Source organism: Nitrosospira sp. NRS527, assembly GCF_018406445.1.
Taxonomy (GTDB): domain Bacteria; phylum Pseudomonadota; class Gammaproteobacteria; order Burkholderiales; family Nitrosomonadaceae; genus Nitrosospira; species Nitrosospira briensis.
Window position 1 is genome coordinate 1,293,163 of sequence record NZ_AP024515.1, and the last position, 24,111, is coordinate 1,317,273.

The window sequence follows — 24,111 nt, forward strand, 5'->3', positions numbered from 1 at the left end:
CTAATCAGCTTGCAGCTGAAGCAAATATGTCTTCATTTTTCATGGATGTTCTTTCCGGGTTCACTATTGCGCTTTATGGACTAAAAGGCGGTTACGCACAAGTAAATGTCAAGGGTCAATCCATACGCATCGCCGTGGATAACTTTCGGACACTTCAGCGCGCCAAAACTTATTCCATTAAAGAGCCCGATACGCTGAATTGGCTCGACAGTTTTGAACCCGGCTCGCGATTCTTTGATCTGGGCGCGAATATCGGTCAATATTCCCTATATCCCGCAAAAAAATACGGGAATGACATTCAGGTTTTTGCCTTTGAGCCTCAGTGCATCAATTATTCTTTACTGAATAAAAATATTTACCTGAACAAGCTCGAGAATAATATTACGGCTTATGGTATAGCCGTATCGGGACAGGGCGGGTTTTCAAAACTGTATATCCCAAAATTTATTGGCGGAGGAAATCGCTCACAGTTCGGAAAGGAAAACCTGAAGAACATGAAAACACCCACCGCGCATATTCAGGGAATGTTTGGAGTAACGCTGGACGAGTTATGCGGAAAATGGGGATTCCCTTACCCCAACTATATCAAGATTGATGTTGACGGCATAGAGATTCCCATTATCAAAGGTGCGGAAAATGTTCTGAAAAACCCGGCGCTGAGATCTGTCATCGTCGAGCTGGGAACCCCTGGGGAGCAGCGGGAAGCGGTAAATCTGATGGAACAGGCAGGCCTTGGAGTGAAATCCAAAACCACCAGAAATTGGGGAGAAACCTGTTTTATATTCGAGAAAAAACGTTAGCCGCTTCTACTTTTGCATAAGAAAATGCTATCAATCGAGGCAGCAACTTTTTTTGGTTTGCCGTCATAATATGTCAAATCAACGAAAAACCGAGGTTGCTCCCCTGCGCGATACGGATATGGCGTCTGATTCATTCTCAACCTCGGATGGATGTTGCAGTCGCTCGGCTTTACCCTTTGAAAGGGTGAATATGTAATCCGCTGCATTTATCAGCGCAGGCTGATGAGAAACGGCAACCACGGTAAGATCCTTTGCCAGCTTCTTGAGCGTGTCGCAAACCAACCGCTCGCTTTCAGGATCGAGCGCGCTGGTCGGTTCGTCAAGCAACAGAAAAAGCGGCTGGTGAGCCAGCGCTCTGGCTATTGCGATCCGCTGACGCTGACCGCCCGACAGCAGCCCTCCGCGTTCGCCGACAATCGTCTGCAACCCTTCCGGAAGGGCGCTTACGAAATCCCAGGCTCCCGCTTGGTGCAACGCTCTTTCCGCATCGGCTTCAACCAGGTCAGGCGCGCCGACAAGTATGTTGCTGAGAATGGTGTCGTGAAGCAGAACATTTTCCTGTGCGACATAGCCGATCATGCGTCGCCAGTCGCGCGGATTGATCTCACGCAGAGGCACGCCATCTATGAGCATATCCCCTGACTTTGGTTCAGCCAGTCCACACAGCAAATCCAGCATGGTACTTTTGCCAACACCCGATGGTCCTGCAATGGTGGTGAATGAATTGACTGGAATCTCGAGGTTGAGATCCTGGAATATCGGTTTCGTGCCGTAATCGAAATCGATGTGACGCAAGCTGATCCCCTTTTGAAGGGTAGGCTGACGCGTACCCGTCGTTCTTTCCGCTGCGGCACGCGCCTCTTCAATCGCTGTGCGCAAAGCCCAGTAAGCACTCTCCTGCGCCGCCAGATTCTGGTATTTGCGCTGCGTTTTATTGAGCAGGCTCAGAAGGCGGGTGAGCAGAAAGACCATCACCATCACAGCCGGCAACGAAAGCTCCCATATCGACAGGGCCAGATATAAGCCTGACGCTATCAGGGTGGCCAGTATGGGTTCCTGCAAGGCCATCAAAGCTTCCCGCGCCATGATTTCGCGCCGGGTGGCTTTTTCCAGCTGCTTGGTCTGGTCGCGCAGGATGGCCTCCGCCACGTTATCCCGCGCCATGGCTTTCAGTGATTTTACCGATCCGAGCACGTCGGAAAGATAAGTCAGTAAGTGACGCATCAGTTGAGTCTGCTTGCCCCCGGCCCGGCGGGTAGCCCGAATCAGTTGATTCAGCAGCCGCAGCATTACCACGCCGACAAGTAACGAAGTAAGCGTTGCCTGCCATGAAACGAACATGGCCACGGTTCCATAGACGATGACCTGTATCACCAGCGCCAGCACGGTGACGCTGTGCTCAAAACCGTTGGCCGCACGGTATGCTTCGGTGGCGACCGAATTCGCCAGGGAACCCATGGGTTGACGCAGATAATATTGCCAGCGGCTCGCGAGCAGCGCGTCGATCAATTCAAGGCGAAGCGCGGTGGCGACATGCGCGACGGTATAGCCGACTTGCCTGTTGGCCATCAGCAATATCACGCTCTTGATGATCATGCCTCCGACAATGATCAGCAGCATGACGCCAATGGTCGGTACGATGCCGATCCCTTGCAGTACGTCGACGATTCGCTTGCCGGTGTCGGAATTCGCGTTATCGCCCACCGCAATCGAAAGTAACGGGAGAAGTGCGGTCAGACTAAGCCCTTCGGCGATACCTGCCGCCAACAGCGCGACCAGGACGTACGCGGTGCGCCGCGGGAAAAGCATGCAATAAGTGTATAGAGTTCGCATCGCTTGGGTTTGCAGACTACCGACGGGCGGTATTCGGCCCGATCAGGAAGACAAGAAGTGAAGATAACAAAATAAGGGCTGGCAATTATACGCTAGTGGTAATCGATGACCCGATTTCGGCAAGTTGGCCGGTTCAGCCGATTTTATCACTTTGTACGGTGTAAATTAGCACCAGGACGATGCAAACCACAAATCGGAATGCAGATTCCTGGCCATTCCAGTCCGGTGATTGCCACATGCAGAACCATTCCGCGCCAACGACAATAAAGCCAAAAAACCATAAGGCAAAACCACAGGATAATCCCAGGATGGATAGAGATTTGGCATTGTCAAATGTCAGCGCATCATCACGGATATGGCGAAACAATTGCAATGCCCCCAGAAGACACAGTATGGCAATTATGAATTCAGAGAATATGATAAGTATATAGATGGCGGAATGCAGCAGCGGTTCAGTGATGGCGCGATACTTCAGAACATTTCCCGGATATACCGTATCCATCGACATCACGTGCTGAACGAACCGGAAATTCGATTGGTAATCGAGAACATTATTAGAAGCAACCACGAGCGCCAGGCAACCAATGCCGGAAATTAAAAATATTTTGCTTGCTCGGATTGCAAAAGATCTTTCCATGTTTCGAACATCATTTTGCACAAACCATGACGATATAAGCCAAAAAAGAGAAAACCACGATGTTATCGACTGTCGTGCCTAAGTTTTTTCATCCGTTTTTTTGACGCCACGGATATTCAGCGCAGCCAAGGCTATCTGGAGGCCAATAACTGCTAAAGCCTGAGCATACCATCCCCAGGCGATCCACAAGACGTTGCTGATGAGAGAACACCAGAAGCCGGCATTGCGCCTGCGCTTGGACTGGTAAGTCAGCAACCAGACCGCGAGTATGTTGATCACCATCGCGGGCCATTGTAGCAGGGAAAAATAATCCATATTCATTTAATCCTCAGGAAGCTTCGTGGATGGCGCAGAGTGATATCGCTAATATTTTGGCTTTTGCTTTTATCCCAGATAATCCATTAGGACACGAGATGATGGCGAGGCAGGTTGCGAGATAGTTTTGCCGGTTTGGGAGAAGTCCACAGCTTGGTCTATGGATGCCGCGCAGGTAGCAAAAATGGCGGCGAAAGGCCGCAAACTGACCGCCAGCACTCAGGTAGGCTCGCAGAGCCGTCTAATGGATTATCTGGGTTTATGAGTCTTCGCTTATTAGCCTTCACGAGGCGACCTTATGGAAGTCTTTCCACTCGACTGTACCTGGGGCTGTGGTCAGCGCAATCAGGGCGGTGCGGTGGATTCACAAATAGACTTGAATATCCTCTCATCAGTTAGCTGATCATTCCGTACGAAAGAACACACAGCGCTGTAATAAGTCGACTCTGAATAGCATCACCACCGGCATTGTCGGGCCGATAGCTCACGCCCATTCCGCGACAACGTAAACCGATTCCCTGCGGCCTTCACTTCGTGCGCAATCGCACATACGACAAAACGAGTGTAGAGGATGATAATTTGGGTGAGTTGGAGCATTGCCGGGTTGGCCGTCTCTTGCGTCTCTGCTCCGGCGAAGAGATGTGCAGTCCATCTGAATACTTATGGATACAGCCTGACTTCGCTGATGTCGGCTGATCTTCCAGATTGAAGGGTGTCATTTTTTGTGGATGTATAGGAAGTGAACCATGGATATTCCTAAGGCAAGCGGCCGCGCGTTATGGAAGGGCGCCATAAGCTTCGGCCTGGTGCATATACCCGTAGCCCTCCATTCCGCGACGGCGGAACAGGGACTGGATTTCGACTGGCTGGACAAGCGCAGCATGGATCCGGTTGGCTACAAGCGTATAAACAAGAAGACCGGAAAGGAGGTCGACAAGGAAAATATCGTCAAAGGCATTGAATATGAAGATGGTCAGTATGTCGTGCTGAGTCAGGACGAAATCTCTGCTGCGTATCCGAAGGCCACTCAAACTATCGAGATCGAAATGTTTGTACCGGCCACCGATATTCCATTCGTTTATCTTGAGCGCCCTTACTATGTCGTTCCGATCAATAAAGGAGCCAAGGTCTATGCGCTCTTGCGCGAAACCCTTCTCAATACCCGGCGCATCGGTATTGCGCGGGTGGTTATTCAAACAAAGCAGCACCTGGCCGCTCTAATGCCATCAGGTCCCGCACTCGTGCTGAATCTGTTGCGATGGGGCGACGAGATACGCAGTTGGGAGAAATTGAGCTTTCCTCCCGAGGGAAAGGAGGAGGCGGGCATTACCGATAAGGAATTGAAAATGGCTGAGCAATTGGTGATGGACATGAGCGGAAAATGGCATCCTGAAGAGTTCCGCGATTCTTTCAAGGAGGAAATCATGAAACTCGTCCATGAAAAAGTCGAAACGGGCGACATACAGACCGTGGCTCAACCAGAGGAATCCGAAACGGCACCTGGCAGTGCGCAGATACTTGATCTTACCGAATTGCTGCAGCGCAGCCTGAAGAAAAGTGGGGACAAGGAGAGTAGCGGCAAGGCGCGGGGCAAAAAACCGGCGGATGCAGACAGTGTACCCACTTCTACCAAAGGTACGCATAAGCGCCGCGCATAGAAAACTGCCGAATAAGTCTTGAAAAATGTCAAACTCGGATTCGCTCAAGGTCTATCGGGAAAAACGTGATTTTTCCATTACATCCGAACCTTCCGGCATCGGTACCCCCAGTAAGGCAAGAAAGACAGCCTTGTCATTTGTCGTTCAGAAGCACTGGGCAACGCGGCTCCATTACGACTTCAGGCTTGAACTTGATGGAGCGATGAAAAGTTGGGCCGTTCCCAAAGGGCCCAGCTTCGACCCGAATGACAAACGCATGGCGGTTCATGTCGAGGACCATCCCATCTCATATAACAGTTTTGAAGGCGAGATTCCGCGCGGGCAGTATGGTGCGGGTAAAGTCATTATCTGGGACAAGGGAACGTGGATTCCTCTTGAGGACCCCCACAAGGGTTATCGTGACGGCAAGCTGAAGTTTGAGCTGCGCGGGCACAAATTGAAGGGTCACTGGGCGTTGGTACGCATGAGAAGGAAGGAGGAAGAAAAACGGGAGGCATGGCTGCTCATCAAGGAAAAGGATGATTATGTTCGCTCATCCAACGAATATAGCGTGGTGGACGAAATGCCCGAGAGTGTTGCCGGGCTTGAACCGTTGGAGGTTCAAAAAGCTGCTGGACCGGTGAGCACAACGTCAACCAGGACTGGATCAAAGTCCGGAAAAAACGAACCTGGGCTGCCGGAAAACGCAGTTAAAGCGGACCTTCCCCACATCCTGCGCCCGCAGCTCGCTACGCTGGTGGATGGGCCTCCCAACGATCCGGTTGAGTGGATTTACGAAATCAAGTTCGACGGCTATCGGATGTTGACCAGAATAGATGGCAGCGACATTAAACTCTTTACTCGAAATGGAAATGACTGGTCAGAGAGATTGCCTCATCTTATAAAAGCAATAGCGAGGATGAGGCTGAAGTCCGGATGGCTCGACGGCGAAATTGTAGTGCTGAATGACAAAAACATACCGAATTTTCAGGCTTTGCAAAATGCATTTGAAAGTGCCCGGACTCAAGGCATCATTTATTACCTGGTCGATATGCCGTTCTACAATGGGTATGATTTGAGAGGGGTTTCCCTGGTTGAACGAAGGGCATTACTCCGAACCCTTTTTGAGCCACCTCCGCCGGAACCGATACGCTTCAGCGATATTTTCGATGCGCCGCCGAAAGATATAATGGCCTCGGCCTGCCGCCTGGGGCTGGAAGGCTTGATCGGTAAGCGCAAAACTTCGCGTTATGCTTCGCGCCGCTCTCCCGACTGGATAAAGCTGAAGTGTACGCAACGCCAGGAATTTGTAATTGGCGGTTTTACCGACCCCAAGGGTTCCCGGGCCGGCATAGGTTCGCTTCTGCTCGGCTACTATGATGAAGACAAGAAGCTTCAGTATGCTGGAAACGTAGGCACCGGATTTAGCGATAACACGCTGCATGATCTCAGGGTGAAATTGGACAAAGTTGCGGCTGAGCGTCCACCATTTGCCAAGGCGGGCGATATCGAAAAAAACGCGCATTGGGTAAAGCCCTCGCTGGTGGCTGAAGTTTCCTTTGGAGAATGGACTCGAGATGGACATATTCGCCACTCGGTTTTTCAAGGCTTGAGATCGGACAAGAAAGCGGAGACCATTGTTCGGGAGAAGGCGGTACATACCGCTGATGCAAAACCTGCGAACGCGCCATCCAGACCGTCATTGAAGGTTTCGCACCCCGAGCGTGTCATTGATCCGTCGACCGGGTTTACGAAAATTGAGCTCATTCGCTACTATTTGCTGGTCGCGCCTTTAATGCTGGAGCATCTCAAAAACCGGCCTGTATCGCTCGTTCGCGCGCCCGATGGAATCACAGGTCAGCTGTTTTTTCAGAAGCATTGGGAAAAAGAGAATATGGCGGGAGTCAATCAGCTTGATCCGTCTCTGGATCCCGGGCATGAGTCATTGATTGAAGTTGCCAGCGCCGAAGGTCTATTAGCGTCCGCTCAAATGAATGTAATCGAGTTTCATACATGGAATGCCACAAAAAATGCTATTGGCAAACCGGACAGGATGACATTCGATCTGGATCCTGGCGAAGAGGTGAAGTGGCCGCTCATCCAGGAAGCGGCACAGCTTGTTCATGTATTTCTCAGGGAACTGGGGTTGGAATCTTTCCTGAAAACGAGTGGAGGCAAGGGTTTGCACGTCATTGTGCCGATAAAGAGGCTGCATGATTGGGACACCGTAAAAAATTTCTCTCAAGCCATTGTTCAACACCTCGCCGAAACCATACCGCAACGCTTCGTTGCCAAAAGTGGGCCGCGAAATCGCGTTGGAAAGATTTTCATAGACTATCTTCGCAATGGTTTCGGGGCAACGACCGTGTCGGCCTGGTCAGTACGCGCACGTCCGGGCTTGGGCGTGTCAGTGCCTTTGGCATGGGAAGAACTGGAGTTGCTTACGAGCGCCAGCCGCTGGTCGGCCTTGAATATCCACGAACGGTTGGATAAGGGCAACGCCCCATGGGCAGACTACAGCACTACGAAGCAATCAGTAGTGCCGGCCATGAAAACGCTGGGATTCAAGCTGATCAGCAGACGGTGACGGAAGCCACGCCTTGATTCGGTCATTATGCGGCGAAGGACGCGACTTCACGTGGGACTGGTACGCATTATTCGGAAGATTGAAGGTAAGGATGACCGACCGATGATCCTGTTTGAATTTCCGATTTCCAGGAGCAATAATTGCAAAAAATCACCACTATGGCTTTACGCCGGTAACCACACTGAAATAACCAAAAGCGGGATACACCTGAATATCGTGAAAACCGGCGTCCTTCAGCATCGCGGCCAATTCAGTGCCTGAATAGCATTCACCTTCCGTCCATCCCAGCATTAGCATGCTATATGCTGCAGCAGCAAGAGGTCCCGTCTTTTCGTCGTTGTAAAGGATATCGTGAATGATGAGGCGTCCGCCGTGCTCGAGACTCCGGAAACTTTTCTCCGTAAGGAATCTGCACCTCTCCGGAGGCCAGTCGTGATAGATGTTGGAATAAAAATGTAGATCAGCTGCCGGGAATGGGTCGTTCCACATATTGGCAACACGGGTCGTTACACGATTCTGCACGCCGTACTGATTAATGAACTCTTCAGCGACTTCGCATATAGGCTCCAGGTCCAGGACCAGCGCATCCAGGTTTGGCGATTTCAACGCAGCCACGATCGAATGCGCTCCCGAGCCGCCGCCTATGTCGAGCATCAGTTGATGGCTGGTGAGATCCAGGACACTTGGCCAGGCGGAGGCCAACGTCATACTCATGCTGTGCATGCCACGCGTAAATCTCCGCGCCAGTTCCGCCTGCTCTTCATGAGACTTATAAATATCACCCCCCCCATAGGCCTGGGGCGAATCGGTGAGCACGGCCCTCTCCAGGCTTGCGTAGGAAAACACTTCTGAATTGTCAATCATCATATCCCAGAAAAATCCGAAGTAGCTCGGACTCTTTTCGAGGAGATAGTCTTCCGCAAGCGGGGTAAGCGAATAACGCGTGTCCTTGAGAGAGAGAAAGCCCAACGCTGTCGCAGCCGTCAGGATAGCCTCGGCCGGCCGTGGGTTGAAGTTCAGCGCCTTGCAGATTTCAGGCAATGTACGCGCTCCTTCCCCAAGCAAGGCAAAAACCTTCAACCTATGGGCTATCAGCAACGCCGGGTATCCATAAACCGCAAAAGGTACATCCCATACGCGCCGGTCATCCGATCGAGGCTGTGGAATGTTTTCATACATTATTTGGGCCATAAAATCCTCTTCCATTATGATTGATTAGCTCGCTTCTTATATCGCAGGCACCAGGGTGCGCGCCCAATTTTCAATATCAGGGTCTTGGCAATAAAGAAGCAAGTAAACGTCTGGTATCGGCTTCCTGCTGCATGCTGAACTTCGAAATCAAGTCTCGGTTGCGGTTCACATCGTACTGGATACCAAGATAATAGATGAGTTTTCCCTGCCCATCCAGAAGCGGAGTGAGCGTCAGATGGTTAAAGAAGAGCTCGCCATCCTTTCGATAATTGCGTATGGTCACTTCGATGGGCAGGTGCTTGCTGATGGCCCGGCTCATCGCAAAACGCGCTTCCTGCTCACGATCGCCCTTCTGGAGAAAACGACAGTTGCGTCCGAGGATCTCCTCCTGCGGATATCCAGTCATGACCTGGAATTGCTTATTGGCATAAACAATGGGCATGTCATCCTGATCGGGATCCACCAGTGTGATTCCGTTTATCGAGCTGTCCAGTATTTCAGACAAGATCTGCGGGATTAATCCGGGATCCTTTTCCACTACGAAAGTCATTTGTTTCTCCTGGATATTTTGCGGAATGGCAGGCCGCTAGCTGGCCGCGTATTTTTTTGCTTCAGTTAAACGCTTCAAATTTCTTACCGTTCGTTGCGCGCCTTCCTGAACTACTACCCGAATCAATTTCTCGAACGGACGCATGAACATTTGAATCTCGAGCAATTCAAAAGTAAAGATCAACTCGGACGATTTGCCACTATCAAGGCATCGTATCTCATAGCTGCAGCGGAAAGGATCGGCAACTCCGGCAAAGCCCAGGCGCTTGTTTGGCTCATACACATTTATTTTGAATTGGGTTTCCGTCCTGCGGCCCTGGTCAATACGCACCTGCCTTGCGATAGTTCCTAGCCTCGGGGGGCCGCTAGTCACCGACTCAAGCTCAACGACCTCAGGAGACCATTTGGGATAATTTTCAAAGAATCCTTCTCCCAAATAGCTGAAGACGTGTTCGGGCGAACAATCGATCACAATGTTCGCTGTCGCTACAACAGGTTCTTTGGAACCTAAACTGAACATACTTCGTGCCCCTGTTTTGCAGCCTACAGGCTTGAGTTGTACTTCGACGAATAATAATAGCTGTTATCGGCTTGGGTTGGGTAAGCTTTAAGCAGGAACAAAAAATCCGGGCAAGCCAAATTATTCCATTGGAGTTATGCACACCATAGCCTGGCGCAAATTTTTTTACCACTATAGTCGAATTTCGAACAATTTCCAGACCTTTCGTCACGCCGGTTGAGGGAACTGCCACGTACTTGATCGCGCATATGCGATGCGAGAGTGGAATTCTCCGAAGCGGCCTCGCCTCCTGCTGACGATAAAAATTTGTCCAAGAGGCTGGGAAGGGATTTGCATTTTATGCTTTGCTGAAGCTCGATTCTTTGCGGGTAAATAAACCGTTATTCGAACGTCATCTTATGAACCGCTGCAAAGAGGACTTTTCGCAAAACCAGAATTGCTTCTTTTAGCCGTTTACGACAGTGCCTCCATTCGGATGCAGCACTTGCCCCGACATATATGAGCATTCCCCCGAAGCCAGAAAGACATAACAGGTTGCTACCTCGTCAGGCTGTCCAGGGCGTTTCATGGACACGTCTGCTCCAAAACTATCGACCTTTTCGGGCGGAAAAGTCGAGGGTATCAGTGGCGTCCATATAGGTCCGGGAGCGACACCGTTTACAAGAATTCCCTGTTCGATCAATTGTAGTGACAATGATCGCGTAAAAGCAACGATTGCGCCCTTCGTGGCCAAGTAGTCGAGTAAATGCGGGTTTCCTTTATAGGCTGTCACCGATGTAGTATTAATTATTCGTGCACCTTTTTTCAGATGAGGGAGCGCAGCTTTTACCATATGAAACATTGAGAAAATATTTGTGCGGAAAGTTTTTTCGAGCTGCGCATTGCCAATATCCATAATGCTATTTCGAACATGTTGCTCCGCGGCATTATTTACCAGGATATCAATGTGTCCAAAAGCCGAGATCGCCTTTGCGACGACTTCGGCACAGAATTATTCTTTACCCACGTCACCTGCAATTAAAAGACATTTTCTTCCACATTTCTATTTCTTTTTTCGGGTCGTTTGCGTCTCCATGTTCATTTAGATAGGCAATGGCGATATCGGCACCTTCCTTGGCAAAGGCAACGGCCACGGCACGCCCGATACCACTATCCCCGCCGGTAATAATCGCAACCCGGGTTGCTTTCTTTGATGTTGCTCGGGAATTTCCACTGTTTCCATCATGAACGCCTCCTGGAAAAGTTAGTAAGTACTATAAGGATTGCCGCGCTTTGATCCGTGCGCTTACACACATATGAGTGGATCGGCCGAATAATCTATTTTCGGCGCCCTTACCGATTCTCGGTGTTTTTTTCGCGCTTCTTCGGTGGGGCTTCTTTCTTTTGTGGCGAGGCCTCTTTAGCTGGATGTGACGTGGTGTCTTTGACTGAGTCAATCAGCGCCCTGCAATTGGTATCCTCGCCGGGACCCGTCTCTATCAGCGGTATCAGTGCAGCAGCCGGTGTCGCGAAAATACCCAACAGAACTGCCGAGCCGATGCGTATGGCCAGGATTTTGTCCGGGTACACAGTTGGATCCTTGAAAGTGCCGCTGATATGCACGGGCGTACGCAAGCTCAAAACACTGATGTGTTTGGGTTGCGGCGAAATCTTCAGGTGGATGGTTTCGTCGACGAGGCTTATCCATCCTTCGCCAATAATATTTGTTTCTGTTGTGTCGATGACAAAAGCCTTGCTGGTCATGATTCCTTTCTTGATATCGAAATCGCTGACAGCGCAGCGGATATTGGCATTTTTATCCCCCGCGATCAGAAGTTTGAGAATTCGCGCTCCGTCGAGCCCTATAATATCCAGCATCAGTTTACTGATCTGGCCGCCAGACATGATCAATCCGAGGGTGCCATCCGCCGATGCGAGAAGTGCGCCCACCGACTTGCCATACCCTGTTACCGTCGTTGTGCCGCCTATCAAACCCATGCTTTCCTTGGTTAGCTCGATCTTGGGAAAGAGCTTCGGTAACCGCAGCCTTTTAAAGTCAATCTTGGCCTCTGCGGCAGGTATGTCCTTCCGCGCGTTTATCGCGACCCTGGAAATAATATTCCCACCTGCGACCGAGAAATTGGCGGGGTCCAAGGTCAGCAGCCCATCATCGACCTTGAGATGCGTTATCAGATGCTCGACCGGCAATTCCTTGTTGCGGATTGATTCACCGGTGAACCTGACGTCCGCGTCCATCGCCCGCAACCGGTCAACCTCGAATTCCTGGTCGGGCAGCACGCGATCCTGTTGGGCCTCTATCGACGCTTTTTTCTCCTGTTTTTCGGCAGGACTATCCTGTGGTTGCGGCGCGCGCCGAGCCCCGACAAAGCCTTTCAAATCGTTCAGGTCGAGGATTTTTGATACAACATCCGCGCGCAGCATGGGGCGCTTGCCGCCGGTATCAAAAAGTATATTGCCGCCCAGATCGCTTTTGCCTACCTCTCCCGAAAATTGCTTCATCGACCATTCGGTTTTCTGGTGCGTAAGCCTTCCTGATATCCGGTATGGCGGTGAGGGAAAAAATACGATTCCCACCATCGGGTAAAGTGCGGATAGATCCTCCCCACGTATTTCCAGCTTCAGATCCATTGCAGACAGTTCGGCAAGTCCGGTAATGATGCCGTCAACGGCGGCGTGAGTCGTTCCGACTTTAGCGCTCGCTTTGATGGGATAAGGGAGCGTTTTATCCGCAAGCGACATCACCTTGCCACCTTTAGCTTGGGCCATGAATTTCAGACCGGTGAAGGTGCCTTCAGCCACCACATCCAGCGGCATTTCCCGCGCGTCCGCCGCCGGATCGGTATGTATGCTTGCCGTTACGTCAGTTTTTGTCTTGGGATCGCGGAAAACGACCTTACCTTGATCCAGGGTGAGCCTGCCAATTTTCGGCAATTCCACTTTTTCTTTTTCATTCTTTTTAAGGTCCCAGTTACGCTTTCCATCCATACTCTTTTCAAGGATGATTTTCGGCTTGGATATTGCTACTTCAGGCAGTACGACATCGCCGAGGAACAGATTCCATAGGCTGATGCGGAAAGCGGCTTTATCGATGTCGAGCATCGGTTGCTGCGTGCCCCAATCGGCATTGGCGAGTGAAAGTCCTCCGATACTGATCAACGGATTGAGTGATAACCTGACATCGAGGTCGCCCCGGATCGTGAATTCGCGACCGGTCTTTTCGGTTACCTGGTGCTCGACATATGGCTTCAACATGTTCCAGTCAAACCAGATGGCAAATATGGTGACAAGCGCAAGTAATATGCCGAAGATCAAAAATATAGTCTTTTTTACGGTCCTGGGATGGGTCGACATGGGCGGGGCTTGCAACCGAGGGCAGAACAAAGAACAGGAGCAGTTCCTATAGTTTGGAATGATACTTCTGCTGGTAGCACCGTTCAGTACGTCACCGCACATTCAAGCTTTGGTATGAGCCCGGCATGGGTCGGCTTGTGGCTGGCAAAGTGAGGGTAATATGGGAATGACCGCAAGCCTGCGGCATGGCTTTGTGGTCAAGATCAAGATGGCGGAGGGGTTGCGAAGTGATCGGTTGATTTTTCCGAACTCCGGCTACCTCATGATTCTTTCGCTGATTATGTTGACCTGATCTATTTTTATTCCGATCGAGGTCCAGAATCGGTAGGGTTGTGGGCCGGCTCGATCGCGTGCGTTTGTTCTGGCAGTCTGTCAGACTTAAAGGAAATCGGTTGCAAAAGCATCTGACCAGTTCATATTTCGCTGCTTTTTCGGCCAACAGAATAACTGTTGGCCTTCAAAATCTGCAAAATCTGCGCTCTCACTTGATCACTTTTCGCTGCAATTCTTCAAGTCCGACAGGCTGCTAATACTTTCGCACATCACGAAACAGACGATCGAATTCTTTCTTGACCACATCGTAGCACTCGCAAACGTGTGTTTCGAGTCCGGCTCTGTCAAGCACGGTAATGTGGCCGCGCCGATAGCGGATAATCTCGGCCTGTTGCAGTTTTCCAGCAGCCTCCGTAATGCCTTCGCGGCGCACGCCAAGCATGCTGGCGATCAATTCCTGAGTCATGACCAATTCCTGGGAATTCAACCGGTCCAGCGTTAACAATAACCACCTGCACAATTGCTGTTCGATGGTATGGTGCCGGTTGCATACGGCGGTCTGCGAGATCTGCGTAATAAGCGCCTGCGTATAGCGCAACAGCAATCGTTGTATCGGGCCTCCTCGATTAAACTCTTGCAACAATAGCGAGGCTTTCAGCCGGTAGCCATAGCCGGCAGTTTGCACAGTGGCCCAGCTTGGCGTACTTTCACCGCCCATGATCAGCGAAATGCCGAGCAAGCCCTCATTCCCCACGCCTGCAATCTCCGATGATGCGCCATTTTCCAGGATATAGTGCAGGGAAATGATGGTGGAAGTTGGAAAGTAGACGTATGGAAGGCGTCCTCCGGATTCGCAAAGAACGTCCCCAAGCGGCATATGAACCAATTCCAGGTGCGATTTTATGCGTTCAAGTTCAATCGCCGGCAAAGCGGCGAGGAGACGATTCTGGTCGGGCTGATGTGGAGGAGGGCTTGGCATCCGCTACAGAAATTTTTTATAAAAAAAGTAAGTGCAGCGTTGAGCGTGGTGGAATGAAATGAAAAAAATCAAGAGATGGCAAATGCTCGAAGGCCTTCGCCTTCCACCAGCCGGTTTCCATCCAACTTATGATAGCATTTATCTTAGAATGCAAATTCTGTCAAGCATAGCCTTTTTACGGAGTATTCCATTTTATAGAGTGGTATTTTGTGCGCTAGCGTACATACTATGGATGAGCCAAATTTTTATCATTGCTCGCAGTATCGGGATATTTGCGCAATCGGCGTAGCGCGTCGAGAGTCGCAGCGATTCCTCAGCAAATGCCAGAACGACAAAGTCGGCGCGAAGTCTCTTTGAAAAGTTCCGTACTCATAGGTGAGTTGTAAAAGAGACTACCACGCATAAGACTATTTCTCGAAACTGCTGCCTGCAAGAAGGAGTTGACAAATATCGTAGTGTTACTCTTCCTGCTTATACTATTCGCTCTACCGCTACGGAGCTCCGCAATCGGAGAGGTTTACATCGTGAGGATGTTGGCTCAAGATGGGACCCACGACTCGAAGAAGCCCAGCCCCATCAAAGAAAAGTATTTTGATCGCGTTTAAGCGATCGCGGCCCGGAGAATAATCAAATTGAAAGCTAGAGACCTCACTGTTTCTGAGCTTTTACTTCCTATTACAGATCGACTTAGGAAAATCGGAAGACCGCGCGTCCCGGTTAGCGAAGAACTGCCGTTGCGATCTGAACTGTTCAGTGCGGATCAAATGGAGTTGTATGGCGGCATCCTTGCGGCATCTCACGAGCTATCAACGAGTGGGGGCACGGATCAGCTCCTGGCGCGGCTGGATGAGAACGAAAATACGCTCTTCAACATCTGCACCGTACTGACGGAGGCGGTAACAGCAGATCAGTTGCTTACGCCGGCCGGCGAGTGGATATACGACAACTTCTATTTGATAGAAGAGCAGATACGTATGGCCAGGCGTCATCTTCCCAAAAACTATAGCCGCGAATTACCCCTTCTTGCACGCGGTGGCAGTGCGAATCTTCCGCGAGTATATGACATCGCTTTGCAGGCGATCTCGCATGGCGATGGCAGGGTTGACACCGAGAGTCTCAGGCGTTTCGTCGCTGCTTATCAGGCTGTCGTGAATCTGCAGTTGGGAGAGTTATGGGCCATCCCGATTATGCTACGGCTTGCACTGATCGAGAACCTGCGCAGGGTCGGGGTTCACGTCGCTGCCGGTGGCATAGATCGCAAGCTTGCCGCCACTTGGGCTGGCGAAATCACGAGTATTGCCGAGACAGATCCCAAGAGCCTGGTTCTCGTCATTGCCGATATGGCACGGTCCGACCCGCCGATGACGACGGCTTTTATTTCCGAACTGGCACGGCGACTACAGGGGCAGGGGCCCGCGCTGGCGCTTCCGTTGACCTGGATCGAGCAGAGGCTTGCCGAGTCGAATCAGACAATTGACCAGATGGTGCAGTTGGGAAATCAGCAACAAGCTGCTGACCAGGTCTCGATCTCCAACAGCATAAATACGCTGCGTACGTTGGGCGCGATCGATTGGCGCGAGTTCGTTGAAGCCACCAGCATCGTGGAGCAGACCTTGCGAGAGGATCCGGAGGGGGTCTACAGCCGCATGGATTTTGCCAGCCGGGATCAGTATCGGCATGTGGTGGAGCGTGTAGCAAAGGCAAGTCCGGTATCGGAAGTGGAAGTGGCGCGGCGAGCGCTCCGGTTGGCACGCGATGCAGCGGCGACGGCGGACGATAACGCCAGGGCGCATGTCGGCTTTTATCTCGTTGACGACGGCTTGCCCGACCTTGAGGAGGCAGTACGAGTACGCTTTTCATTCCTGGAGAAACTTTGGCGAATCGGCCGCCGCTATCCGCTTTTCCATTATCTCGGTGCGATCGTATTGATTACGGCAAGCCTGGTCGGCATTCTACTGGCCGAAGCCCATGCCGACGGCGCCAATGGATGGCTGCTGGGAGCGGTTGGCATGCTGTCGCTTTTTACGATGAGTCAACTGGCGGTAGCGCTGGTTAACTGGGCGAGCCCGCTACTGGTAAGACCCCATTCGATGCCCCGCATGGATTTCTCCAAAGGCATACCTGCAACATTTCAAACCTTGGTTGTGGTTCCTACCATGCTGACAAGCGAGTCAGACGTGCACAGCCTTGTTGAAGCGCTTGAAGTCCGATTTTTAGCCAATCGCGACGATAATCTCGACTTTGCGTTATTGACCGATTTCAAGGATGCGGATCAGGAAACGCTTCCCGAAGATCAGATACTGTTGGATGCCGCACGAACAGGCATTGAAGAGCTGAATAAAAAATATGCCGCTGGCGCTGCGGATAGCACGATTGAGGCGGACAGTTCCGGCGGCTCAGCAGTAAAAGGTAAGGACAGCCTTTTTTTTCTATTTCATCGCCCACGCCGATGGAACCCTCAGGAACGGCTCTGGATGGGTCAAGAGCGTAAACGGGGGAAACTTGCAGATTTAAATGCTCTTTTAAGCGGGGCTGGAAGCGATGCTTTTTCCCTTATCGTCGGTAATACGGCGGTGCTGTCGAATGTAAAGTATGTCATCACGCTCGACACCGATACTCAGTTGCCGCGCGAGACTGCCCATCAATTCGTGGGCGCGATGGCTCACCCGTTGAATCGCCCGAGGCTCGAAAAAAACTCCGCAGAGGGGAGGGTCAACCTGGTAGCCGAGGGTTATGGAATTCTGCAACCGAGGGTTGCGGTAAGCCTGTCGAGTACCAACCAATCGCGATACGCATGGCTTTTCGGGGGCGAGGCCGGGATTGATCCATATACACGTATCGTCTCCGACGTTTATCAGGATCTGTTTTATGAAGGCTCGTTCGTGGGAAAGGGAATTTACGACGTCGATGCATTCGAGCAGACGGTTTGCCGCCGCTTTCCTGATAATCGAATTCTGAGCCATGACCTGCTGGAAGGATGCTATGCGCGGGCAGGTTTATTAAGTGACGTGGAGTTATATGAGGAATTTCCTTCACGCTACAGTGTGGATGTAAGCCGCCGTCACCGGTGGATTCGAGGAGACTGGCAACTCGCCAGTTGGTTGTTGTGGCGCGTACCGGGGCCGCAGGGAAGCTACCAGCCAAACCCCCTGTCAGCATTGTCGAGGTGGAAGCTGATGGATAATCTTCGGCGTAGCCTGGTCCCCGCAGCCATGACACTACTCTTGCTATTGGGTTGGGTGGCACTCACCCATGCATGGTTTTGGACGCTGGTTGTTATCGGTGCGCTGTTTATTCCTGCCGCAATAACCGCCATATTGGACTTGCTGAACAAACCAAAAGAAGTCGCGCTGCGTTCTCACATCATCACGTCCATGCGCGCGGCTGGCCGACAATTCGGGCAGGTAGCATTCACACTGGCATGCCTTCCATACGAGGCTTATTTCAGTCTCGATGCGATTCTGCGTACCCACGTGCGGCTATTTATCACTCACCGCGGTCTTCTTGAATGGAATCCCTCCCATTACGCGGAACGTGGGATCGATCCGGCTGACGTGAAGGATGGGCGCACTGGCCTCGGCGCTTCCTTTCGATCGATGTGGATAGCACCTGTAACGGCAATAGCCGCAGTAGCGGGAATGGTGGTTACCGCGCCATTGACATTGATAGGGACATTGCCTGTATTGTTGTTATGGGCTGGGTCTCCCGCTATTGCATGGTGGATAAGCCGGCCGCTTCCTCCCCGCAGCACAGAGTTAACCATTGGTCAGACACATTTTTTGCGTCAGATCGCACGCCGGACATGGCTTTTCTTCGAGACTTTCGTAGGTCCGGAGGATAACTGGCTGCCACCCGACAATTTTCAGGAGTATCCGGTCGGGACTACCGCGCATCGCACGTCACCGACCAACATGGGTCTGGCACTACTGGCTAATATTACCGCCTACGACTTCGGCTATATCGGTACCGGACAGCTTATTGAACGCACCATGAATACCTTGGAGTCGATGGAAACACTTGAACGGTATGCCGGTCATTTCTACAATTGGTACGATACAAAGGCAAAGACGCCATTGACGCGCTATGTCTCTACAGTGGATAGCGGTAACCTCGCAGGCCACCTGTTGACATTGCGCGCTGGTCTATTGGAAATATCCGATGAGCCGATTATTCACGAGCATATATTTCTGGCACTGGCCGACACACTGCAGATACTTGAAAAAACCGCCGGTTCCGTTTCTGCAAATTCTTCTTTGGCACAATTCGAAAAAGCGCTCGCGATTGCAGCAGAGGTGCGCCCGGTCACAATCGCGAGCGTGCGGGTTGATCTCGATCGGTTAACTACCTGCTCCAGGGCGATTATTCGCGAGATTACCGAAGAGCCGCTAACTTTAGCCTCCAGCGAAGCGCATGAGTGGGCGGCGGCGTTGAATAAGCAGTGTGAAAGCGCACTGGCGGAATTGATCAGCCTTGCGCCCCAATCCCTGTTGGCTGCTGCCATGGATGCGGATGTAACACACCCGATGGAAAACCCTTCCTTGCGACAACTCGCGAGCCACGGTAGCGCGGCTGCGCTTGATCAGCTGGCCAACCTTGAGCGCCTGGCGCTTCAGGCGGGCAGTATGGCGCAGATGGACTATAGCTTCCTGTTCAACCATGCGCAGCGGCAACTCGCAATAGGATATAACGTCGGTGAACATCGACTGGATGCCAGCTACTATGATCTGCTCGCATCGGAGGCAAGACTCTGCAATTTTGTCGCAATTGCCCAGGGAGCGTTGCCGCAGGAAAGCTGGTTTGCCCTGGGGCGCATGCTTACCAGTTACGGCGGCGAAGCGACTTTGCTGTCCTGGAGCGGCTCGATGTTCGAGTACCTCATGCCGCTGCTGGTGATGCCCACGTTCGATAACACACTCCTGGATCAGACCTGCAAGGGGGCAGTCAATCGCCAAATTGCGTATGGTGAGGAACGCGGCATCCCCTGGGGTATCTCCGAATCGGGCTATAACGCCGTCGACGTCCAATTCAACTACCAATATCGCGCATTTGGCGTTCCGGGATTGGGACTCAAGCGAGGCCTCGGCGAAGATCTGGTCGTTGCGCCCTACGCCTCCGTGCTGGCGCTGATGATCGCTCCGGAAGCCGCTTGCCGTAATCTTCAGCACCTTGCCACCCAGGATATGGTCGGTAAATTTGGCTTTTACGAGGCGGTCGACTATACGCCATCGCGGTTGCGCCGCGGTGAAACGCGCGCCCTGGTGCGTTCGTTCATGGCCCATCACCAGGGTATGAGCTTACTTTCGCTGGCGTATCTACTGCTGGATCGCCCGATGCAGCGGCGGTTCGAGTCTGAGCCTTTATTTCAGGCAACAATTTTGTTGCTTCAGGAACGTATCCCCAAGGCCACTGTTTTCAGCACCCAAGCTCCGGAGCTCCCCGACGTGCGTGTCGTCAAGGAACTCCCCGAGATGCCAGTGCGGCTTCTATCGAGTGCAAACACCCCTATTCCGGAAATACAGCTTCTGTCAAACGGTCGCTATCACGTCATGGTAACCAATAGCGGCGCAGGAAGCAGCCGCTGGAAGGATCTTGCCGTTACGCGCTGGCGGGAGGACGGCACATGTGACTATTGGGGAAGTTTCTGCTATCTGCGCGATGTGGAAAGTGAAGCATTCTGGTCGAATACATACCAGCCCACCTTGAAAGAACCCAAGCGTTATGGGGTCGTCTTTTCGGAAGGACGGGTCGAGTTCCGGCGACGCGACCTTGATTTCGATACGCATACTGAAATTACAGTCTCGCCCGAAGATGACATCGAGCTACGCCGGGTCCGCATCACTAATCGTGCCTGGACACGCCGGACGATCGAAGTGACTTCATATGCTGAGGTAGTGCTCGCGGTGCAGGCGGGTGACGCGCAAGCACCGGCTTTCGGGAATCTTTTTGTGCAAACGGAAATATTGGCAGACCGGCATGCGATTCTATGCAGCAGGCGGCCGCGCTCCCAGAGCGACCCGGTGCCCTGGATGTTTCATCTGATGGCGGTACATGGTGTCGCTACCGAGGAAATCTCATATGAGACGGATCGCATGGTTTTCATCGGACGAGGAAACGACGTGTCCGCACCGCAGGCGATGAAAACTTCCGGGCGGCTTTCCAATAGCTCAGGCTCGGTTCTCGACCCGATCGTCGCTATTCGCAAGTCCGTAACCATCGAACCGGGAGAATCCGCGACGATAGATATCGTTACCGGCGCCGGAGATTCCCGTCATGCTGCCATGCATCTGGTCGAGAAGTATCAGGACCAGCACATGACGAACCGCGTCTTCGATCTTGCATGGACTCACAGCCTGGTCGTACTGCACCAGCTTAATGCGACTGAGTCCGACGCGCAATTATTCGGCCGGCTGGCTGGTTCAGTGCTGTATGCAAATGCTTATTTACGCGCTGATCCCGCCGTGCTGAGCAAAAACCAGCGCAGCCAGTCGGGACTGTGGGGATATGCAATTTCCGGCGATCTGCCCATTGTGCTGCTGCAGATCAGCGATGGCGCCAACATCAATCTGGTGCGCCAACTGGTACAGGCGCACGCCTACTGGCGCGTGAAGGGGATCGCCGTCGATCTGGTGATCTGGAATGAGGACCATTCGAGTTATCGTCAACTACTGCACGACCATATCATGGGCCTGGTGGCTGGAAGTGCCGAAGCTCACGTGATCGATCGTCCGGGTGGCATTTTCATCCGCCGCGCGGAACAGATTGCTTCCGAGGATCGGATCCTGATGCAAACCGTAGCGCGGGTGATTATTATCGACAGCAATGGAAGTTTGATGGAACAGTTGGCTCGCCGGCTGCCTGCGGATTTACCGGTTCCTCCGGCTGGACTGGAGCGGGTACGCCGGCCTGATTCCGGACAGAGTGTCGAACTGCCGGATCGGAAACTGCTCTTTGCCAATGGGCTTGGGGGATTTACTGCCGATGCACGCGAATATGTCATCACAACCGGAGGGGGGCAGACGACACCCGTGCCTTGGTCAAATATCCTGGCGAATCCGCAATTCGGCACCGTTATCTCGGAGAGCGGTCAAGCGTATACCTGGCGCGAAAATGCGCACGAGTTCCGCTTGACCCCATGGCACAACGATCCTGTTTGCGATGCCGGCGGAGAGACATATTACCTGCGAGATGAAGAAACCGGCCATTTCTGGTCGCCGACAGCATTGCCGAGTCCGGGAGCAGCGCCATATGTTACCCGGCATGGATTTGGTTACAGTGTCTTTGAACACATCGAAGATGGCATTCATTCTGAACTCTGGGTCTATGTCGCCCTTGATGCTTCCATCAAATTCACAGCACTGAAAGTACGCAATGAATCCGGGCGACCGCGCCAGCTTTCGGTAACGGGATGCGTAGAATGGGTATTGGGGGATTTGCCCGAGAAGAGCAGAATGCACGTTGTTACCGAGATAGATCCCGCCAGCGGAGCGTTGCTTGCACGCAATCCTTACAGCAATGAATTTTCGGGCCGGGTCGCTTTTTTTGATGTAGACGATAAAGGGCGCAGTGTAACCGGCGACCGAACCGAGTTTATAGGCCGCAACGGTAGATTGAGTAACCCAGCTGCAATGAGGGCCAAAGAACTTTCAGGACGGGTGGGGCCAGGGCTTGATCCCTGTGGCGCTATCAGGGTTCCGCTTGAATTATTCGACGGCCAGACGCAAGAAATTGTGTTTCGTCTGGGCGCCGGACTTCATACTGATGATGCTCTCAAGATCGTGCGGCGCTTCCGCGGGATTACGGTCGCGCGTGAGGTCCTTGAAAACGTGCACCGTTATTGGGTGCGTACACTCGGCACTGTACAAGTGGAGACGCCCGATCCATCGGTAAACGTGATGGTAAACGGCTGGCTGTTATATCAGGTTATTGCCTGCCGGTTGTGGGGACGCAGCGGCTATTACCAATCGGGCGGAGCTTTCGGATTCAGGGATCAGTTGCAGGATGTCATGGCACTTGTTCACGCTGAGCCCACTCTCGTGCGCGAGCATCTGCTCCGGTCGGCTTCGCGCCAGTTTATTGAAGGGGATGTTCAGCATTGGTGGCACCCGCCAGCGGGGCGCGGCATCCGGACGCGCTGTTCAGATGATTATCTATGGTTGCCCCTGGTGACGTGTCATTATGTTGGAACCACCGGCGATATCGGCGTGCTGGATGAGTCTGCTGGTTTCCTGGAAGGTCGGCAGGTCGGCGCTGACGAAGAATCTTACTACGATCTTCCGCTTCATTCTGAAGAGGTCGGGACGCTGTACCAGCATTGCGTGCGAGCCATCATGCATGGTTTGCGCTTCGGCGAGCACGGCCTCCCGTTGATGGGCAGCGGCGACTGGAACGACGGCATGAATCTTGTTGGTTTCCACGGACGAGGCGAGAGCGTCTGGCTGGCCTTCTTTCTGTACGACATACTCATCCGGTTTTCCAAAATTGCCGAACGGTACGGAGACACAGCGTTTGCAGGACGATGCCAAGCCGAAGCTGATCTGCTGCGTAAAAATATTGAACTACATGGCTGGGATGGCAAATGGTATCTTCGCGCCTTCTTCGACGACGGCTCTCCCCTGGGCTCTACCAGCAATCCTGAATGCCGCATCGATTCGATTGCGCAGAGCTGGTCGGTTTTATCCGGAGCGGGTTCCGCCGAGCGCCAACAGCAGGGAATGGAAGCGGTGGACCAGTACCTCGTTCGACGTGACGCCCACCTGATCCAGCTTCTTGATCCACCCTTCGATAAATCACCCTTGAATCCGGGGTATATAAAGGGTTATGTGCCCGGCGTGCGCGAGAACGGAGGCCAGTATACGCATGCCGCTATTTGGGCGACGATGGCTTTTGCGGGTCTGGGAGATCATAAACGTGCATGGGAATTGCTGGAGATGATCAATCCGGTAAACCACGCACAGACCCCCGAGGCGGTTACGGTCTACAAGACGGAGCCATACGTTGTCTCAGCCGATGTTTATGCGGTTTCCCCCCACACGGGTCGTGGTGGATGGTCGTGGTACACCGGTTCTGCTGGCTGGCTATATCGCCTGATGCTGGAAACATTGCTTGGCCTCACGCTGGCGGAGGACAAACTGTACTTCAAACCTTGCCTCCCGGCCGAATGGAGCACGTTCACCGTCAAGTACCGCCATGGAGAAACGGTCTATGACATTTCTGTCGTCCAGGCAGCTGCCGGTGAGGACAGCGAGAGCCTCACTATTGATGGTATTGGCCAGCAGGATTTGGTGATTGTACTTGTTGATGATGGAGCGCCGCACACTGTCGAAGTCCGGCTGGGTAATCCCGGAATTCAACAGTAGTCTCAGCAGATTCAGCGGAAATGATGGGCTGTTGTTTTGAAATTACCTATCGGCATATTAGCCGCAGGAAACCTTCCGGACCG

16 protein-coding genes are annotated in these 24,111 nt (G+C 52.4%); 5 read left to right on the forward strand and 11 right to left on the reverse strand.

The features are described from left to right. Window positions 1–26 precede the first annotated feature (26 nt). On the forward strand, window positions 27–800 hold the full coding sequence (locus tag KJS40_RS05775) for an FkbM family methyltransferase (protein WP_213539420.1): 774 nt from the start codon (window positions 27–29) through the stop codon (window positions 798–800). 78 nt (window positions 801–878) lie between these two features. On the opposite strand, the gene KJS40_RS05780 is transcribed toward KJS40_RS05775, so the two are convergent. From KJS40_RS05780 to KJS40_RS05790, 3 genes are all read right to left on the reverse strand, one after another. Then, complete coding sequence (locus KJS40_RS05780) at window positions 879–2,633, reverse strand: ABC transporter ATP-binding protein (protein WP_213539421.1); 1,755 nt, start codon at window positions 2,631–2,633, stop codon at window positions 879–881. Between the two features lie 133 nt (window positions 2,634–2,766). Next, on the reverse strand, window positions 2,767–3,270 hold the full coding sequence (locus KJS40_RS05785; protein WP_213539422.1) for a DUF2165 domain-containing protein: 504 nt from the start codon (window positions 3,268–3,270) through the stop codon (window positions 2,767–2,769). A 78-nt stretch (window positions 3,271–3,348) separates the two neighbouring features. Then, entirely contained in the window at window positions 3,349–3,591 is a 243-nt protein-coding gene (locus tag KJS40_RS05790; RefSeq protein WP_231623553.1) for a hypothetical protein, read from the reverse strand. Between the two features lie 740 nt (window positions 3,592–4,331). On the opposite strand from KJS40_RS05790, the gene KJS40_RS05795 reads away from it, so the two are divergent. Then, entirely contained in the window at window positions 4,332–5,243 is a 912-nt protein-coding gene (locus tag KJS40_RS05795; RefSeq protein WP_213539423.1) for a Ku protein, read from the forward strand. Window positions 5,244–5,268: 25 nt separating this feature from the next. After that, the gene (ligD, locus tag KJS40_RS05800; protein ID WP_213539424.1) at window positions 5,269–7,809 is read left to right on the forward strand and encodes a DNA ligase D; all 2,541 of its coding nucleotides are present in this window, start codon (window positions 5,269–5,271) and stop codon (window positions 7,807–7,809) included. A 156-nt stretch (window positions 7,810–7,965) separates the two neighbouring features. Here ligD and KJS40_RS05805 read toward each other — a convergent pair whose 3' ends face one another. The 7 genes from KJS40_RS05805 to KJS40_RS05825 all read right to left on the reverse strand — a co-directional run bounded on the left by KJS40_RS05805 (window position 7,966) and on the right by KJS40_RS05825 (window position 13,381). Further along, entirely contained in the window at window positions 7,966–9,000 is a 1,035-nt protein-coding gene (locus tag KJS40_RS05805; RefSeq protein ID WP_213539425.1) for a methyltransferase, read from the reverse strand. A 76-nt stretch (window positions 9,001–9,076) separates the two neighbouring features. Continuing rightward, a complete protein-coding gene (locus KJS40_RS05810; RefSeq protein ID WP_025039480.1) occupies window positions 9,077–9,550 on the reverse strand; it encodes a PAS domain-containing protein in 474 nt (157 codons plus the stop codon). 36 nt (window positions 9,551–9,586) lie between these two features. Beyond that, the gene (locus KJS40_RS05815; RefSeq protein WP_213539426.1) at window positions 9,587–10,069 is read right to left on the reverse strand and encodes an SRPBCC family protein; all 483 of its coding nucleotides are present in this window, start codon (window positions 10,067–10,069) and stop codon (window positions 9,587–9,589) included. Window positions 10,070–10,514: 445 nt separating this feature from the next. Continuing rightward, window positions 10,515–11,033: an SDR family oxidoreductase gene (locus tag KJS40_RS05820; protein WP_348529555.1), complete on the reverse strand. Its 519-nt coding sequence runs from the start codon at window positions 11,031–11,033 to the stop codon at window positions 10,515–10,517. A 43-nt stretch (window positions 11,034–11,076) separates the two neighbouring features. Next, window positions 11,077–11,202: a hypothetical protein gene (locus KJS40_RS15445; RefSeq protein WP_280520245.1), complete on the reverse strand. Its 126-nt coding sequence runs from the start codon at window positions 11,200–11,202 to the stop codon at window positions 11,077–11,079. Further along, entirely contained in the window at window positions 11,151–11,294 is a 144-nt protein-coding gene (locus KJS40_RS15225) for a hypothetical protein (RefSeq protein WP_244859791.1), read from the reverse strand. Before KJS40_RS15225 ends, KJS40_RS15445 begins: the two co-directional genes overlap by 52 nt. Window positions 11,295–11,401: 107 nt before the next feature. Then, a complete protein-coding gene (locus KJS40_RS05825; protein WP_244859713.1) occupies window positions 11,402–13,381 on the reverse strand; it encodes an AsmA family protein in 1,980 nt (659 codons plus the stop codon). Between the two features lie 199 nt (window positions 13,382–13,580). On the opposite strand from KJS40_RS05825, the gene KJS40_RS15450 reads away from it, so the two are divergent. Next, the gene (locus KJS40_RS15450) at window positions 13,581–13,712 is read left to right on the forward strand and encodes a hypothetical protein (protein ID WP_280520246.1); all 132 of its coding nucleotides are present in this window, start codon (window positions 13,581–13,583) and stop codon (window positions 13,710–13,712) included. 234 nt (window positions 13,713–13,946) lie between these two features. Here KJS40_RS15450 and KJS40_RS05830 read toward each other — a convergent pair whose 3' ends face one another. Further along, entirely contained in the window at window positions 13,947–14,672 is a 726-nt protein-coding gene (locus KJS40_RS05830; RefSeq protein ID WP_213539428.1) for a Crp/Fnr family transcriptional regulator, read from the reverse strand. Window positions 14,673–15,436: 764 nt separating this feature from the next. Here KJS40_RS05830 and KJS40_RS05835 point away from each other — a divergent pair. Continuing rightward, window positions 15,437–24,028, forward strand: coding sequence for a glucoamylase family protein (locus KJS40_RS05835; RefSeq protein WP_213539730.1), 8,592 nt, complete (start codon window positions 15,437–15,439; stop codon window positions 24,026–24,028). Window positions 24,029–24,111: the final 83 nt, after the last annotated feature.

Excerpts from the sequence above, each read along its gene's own strand:
- KJS40_RS05775 (WP_213539420.1), top strand. The coding sequence starts at position 27 with ATGTCTTCATTTTTCATGGATGTTCTTTCCGGGTTCACTATTGCGCTT.
- KJS40_RS05780 (WP_213539421.1), bottom strand. The coding sequence starts at position 2,633 with ATGCGAACTCTATACACTTATTGCATGCTTTTCCCGCGGCGCACCGCG.
- KJS40_RS05785 (WP_213539422.1), bottom strand. The coding sequence starts at position 3,270 with ATGGAAAGATCTTTTGCAATCCGAGCAAGCAAAATATTTTTAATTTCC.
- KJS40_RS05790 (WP_231623553.1), bottom strand. The coding sequence starts at position 3,591 with ATGAATATGGATTATTTTTCCCTGCTACAATGGCCCGCGATGGTGATC.
- KJS40_RS05795 (WP_213539423.1), top strand. The coding sequence starts at position 4,332 with ATGGATATTCCTAAGGCAAGCGGCCGCGCGTTATGGAAGGGCGCCATA.
- ligD (WP_213539424.1), top strand. The coding sequence starts at position 5,269 with ATGTCAAACTCGGATTCGCTCAAGGTCTATCGGGAAAAACGTGATTTT.
- KJS40_RS05805 (WP_213539425.1), bottom strand. The coding sequence starts at position 9,000 with ATGGCCCAAATAATGTATGAAAACATTCCACAGCCTCGATCGGATGAC.
- KJS40_RS05810 (WP_025039480.1), bottom strand. The coding sequence starts at position 9,550 with ATGACTTTCGTAGTGGAAAAGGATCCCGGATTAATCCCGCAGATCTTG.
- KJS40_RS05815 (WP_213539426.1), bottom strand. The coding sequence starts at position 10,069 with ATGTTCAGTTTAGGTTCCAAAGAACCTGTTGTAGCGACAGCGAACATT.
- KJS40_RS15225 (WP_244859791.1), bottom strand. The coding sequence starts at position 11,294 with ATGATGGAAACAGTGGAAATTCCCGAGCAACATCAAAGAAAGCAACCC.
- KJS40_RS15450 (WP_280520246.1), top strand. The coding sequence starts at position 13,581 with ATGGGAATGACCGCAAGCCTGCGGCATGGCTTTGTGGTCAAGATCAAG.
- KJS40_RS05830 (WP_213539428.1), bottom strand. The coding sequence starts at position 14,672 with ATGCCAAGCCCTCCTCCACATCAGCCCGACCAGAATCGTCTCCTCGCC.
- KJS40_RS05835 (WP_213539730.1), top strand. The coding sequence starts at position 15,437 with ATGGAGTTGTATGGCGGCATCCTTGCGGCATCTCACGAGCTATCAACG.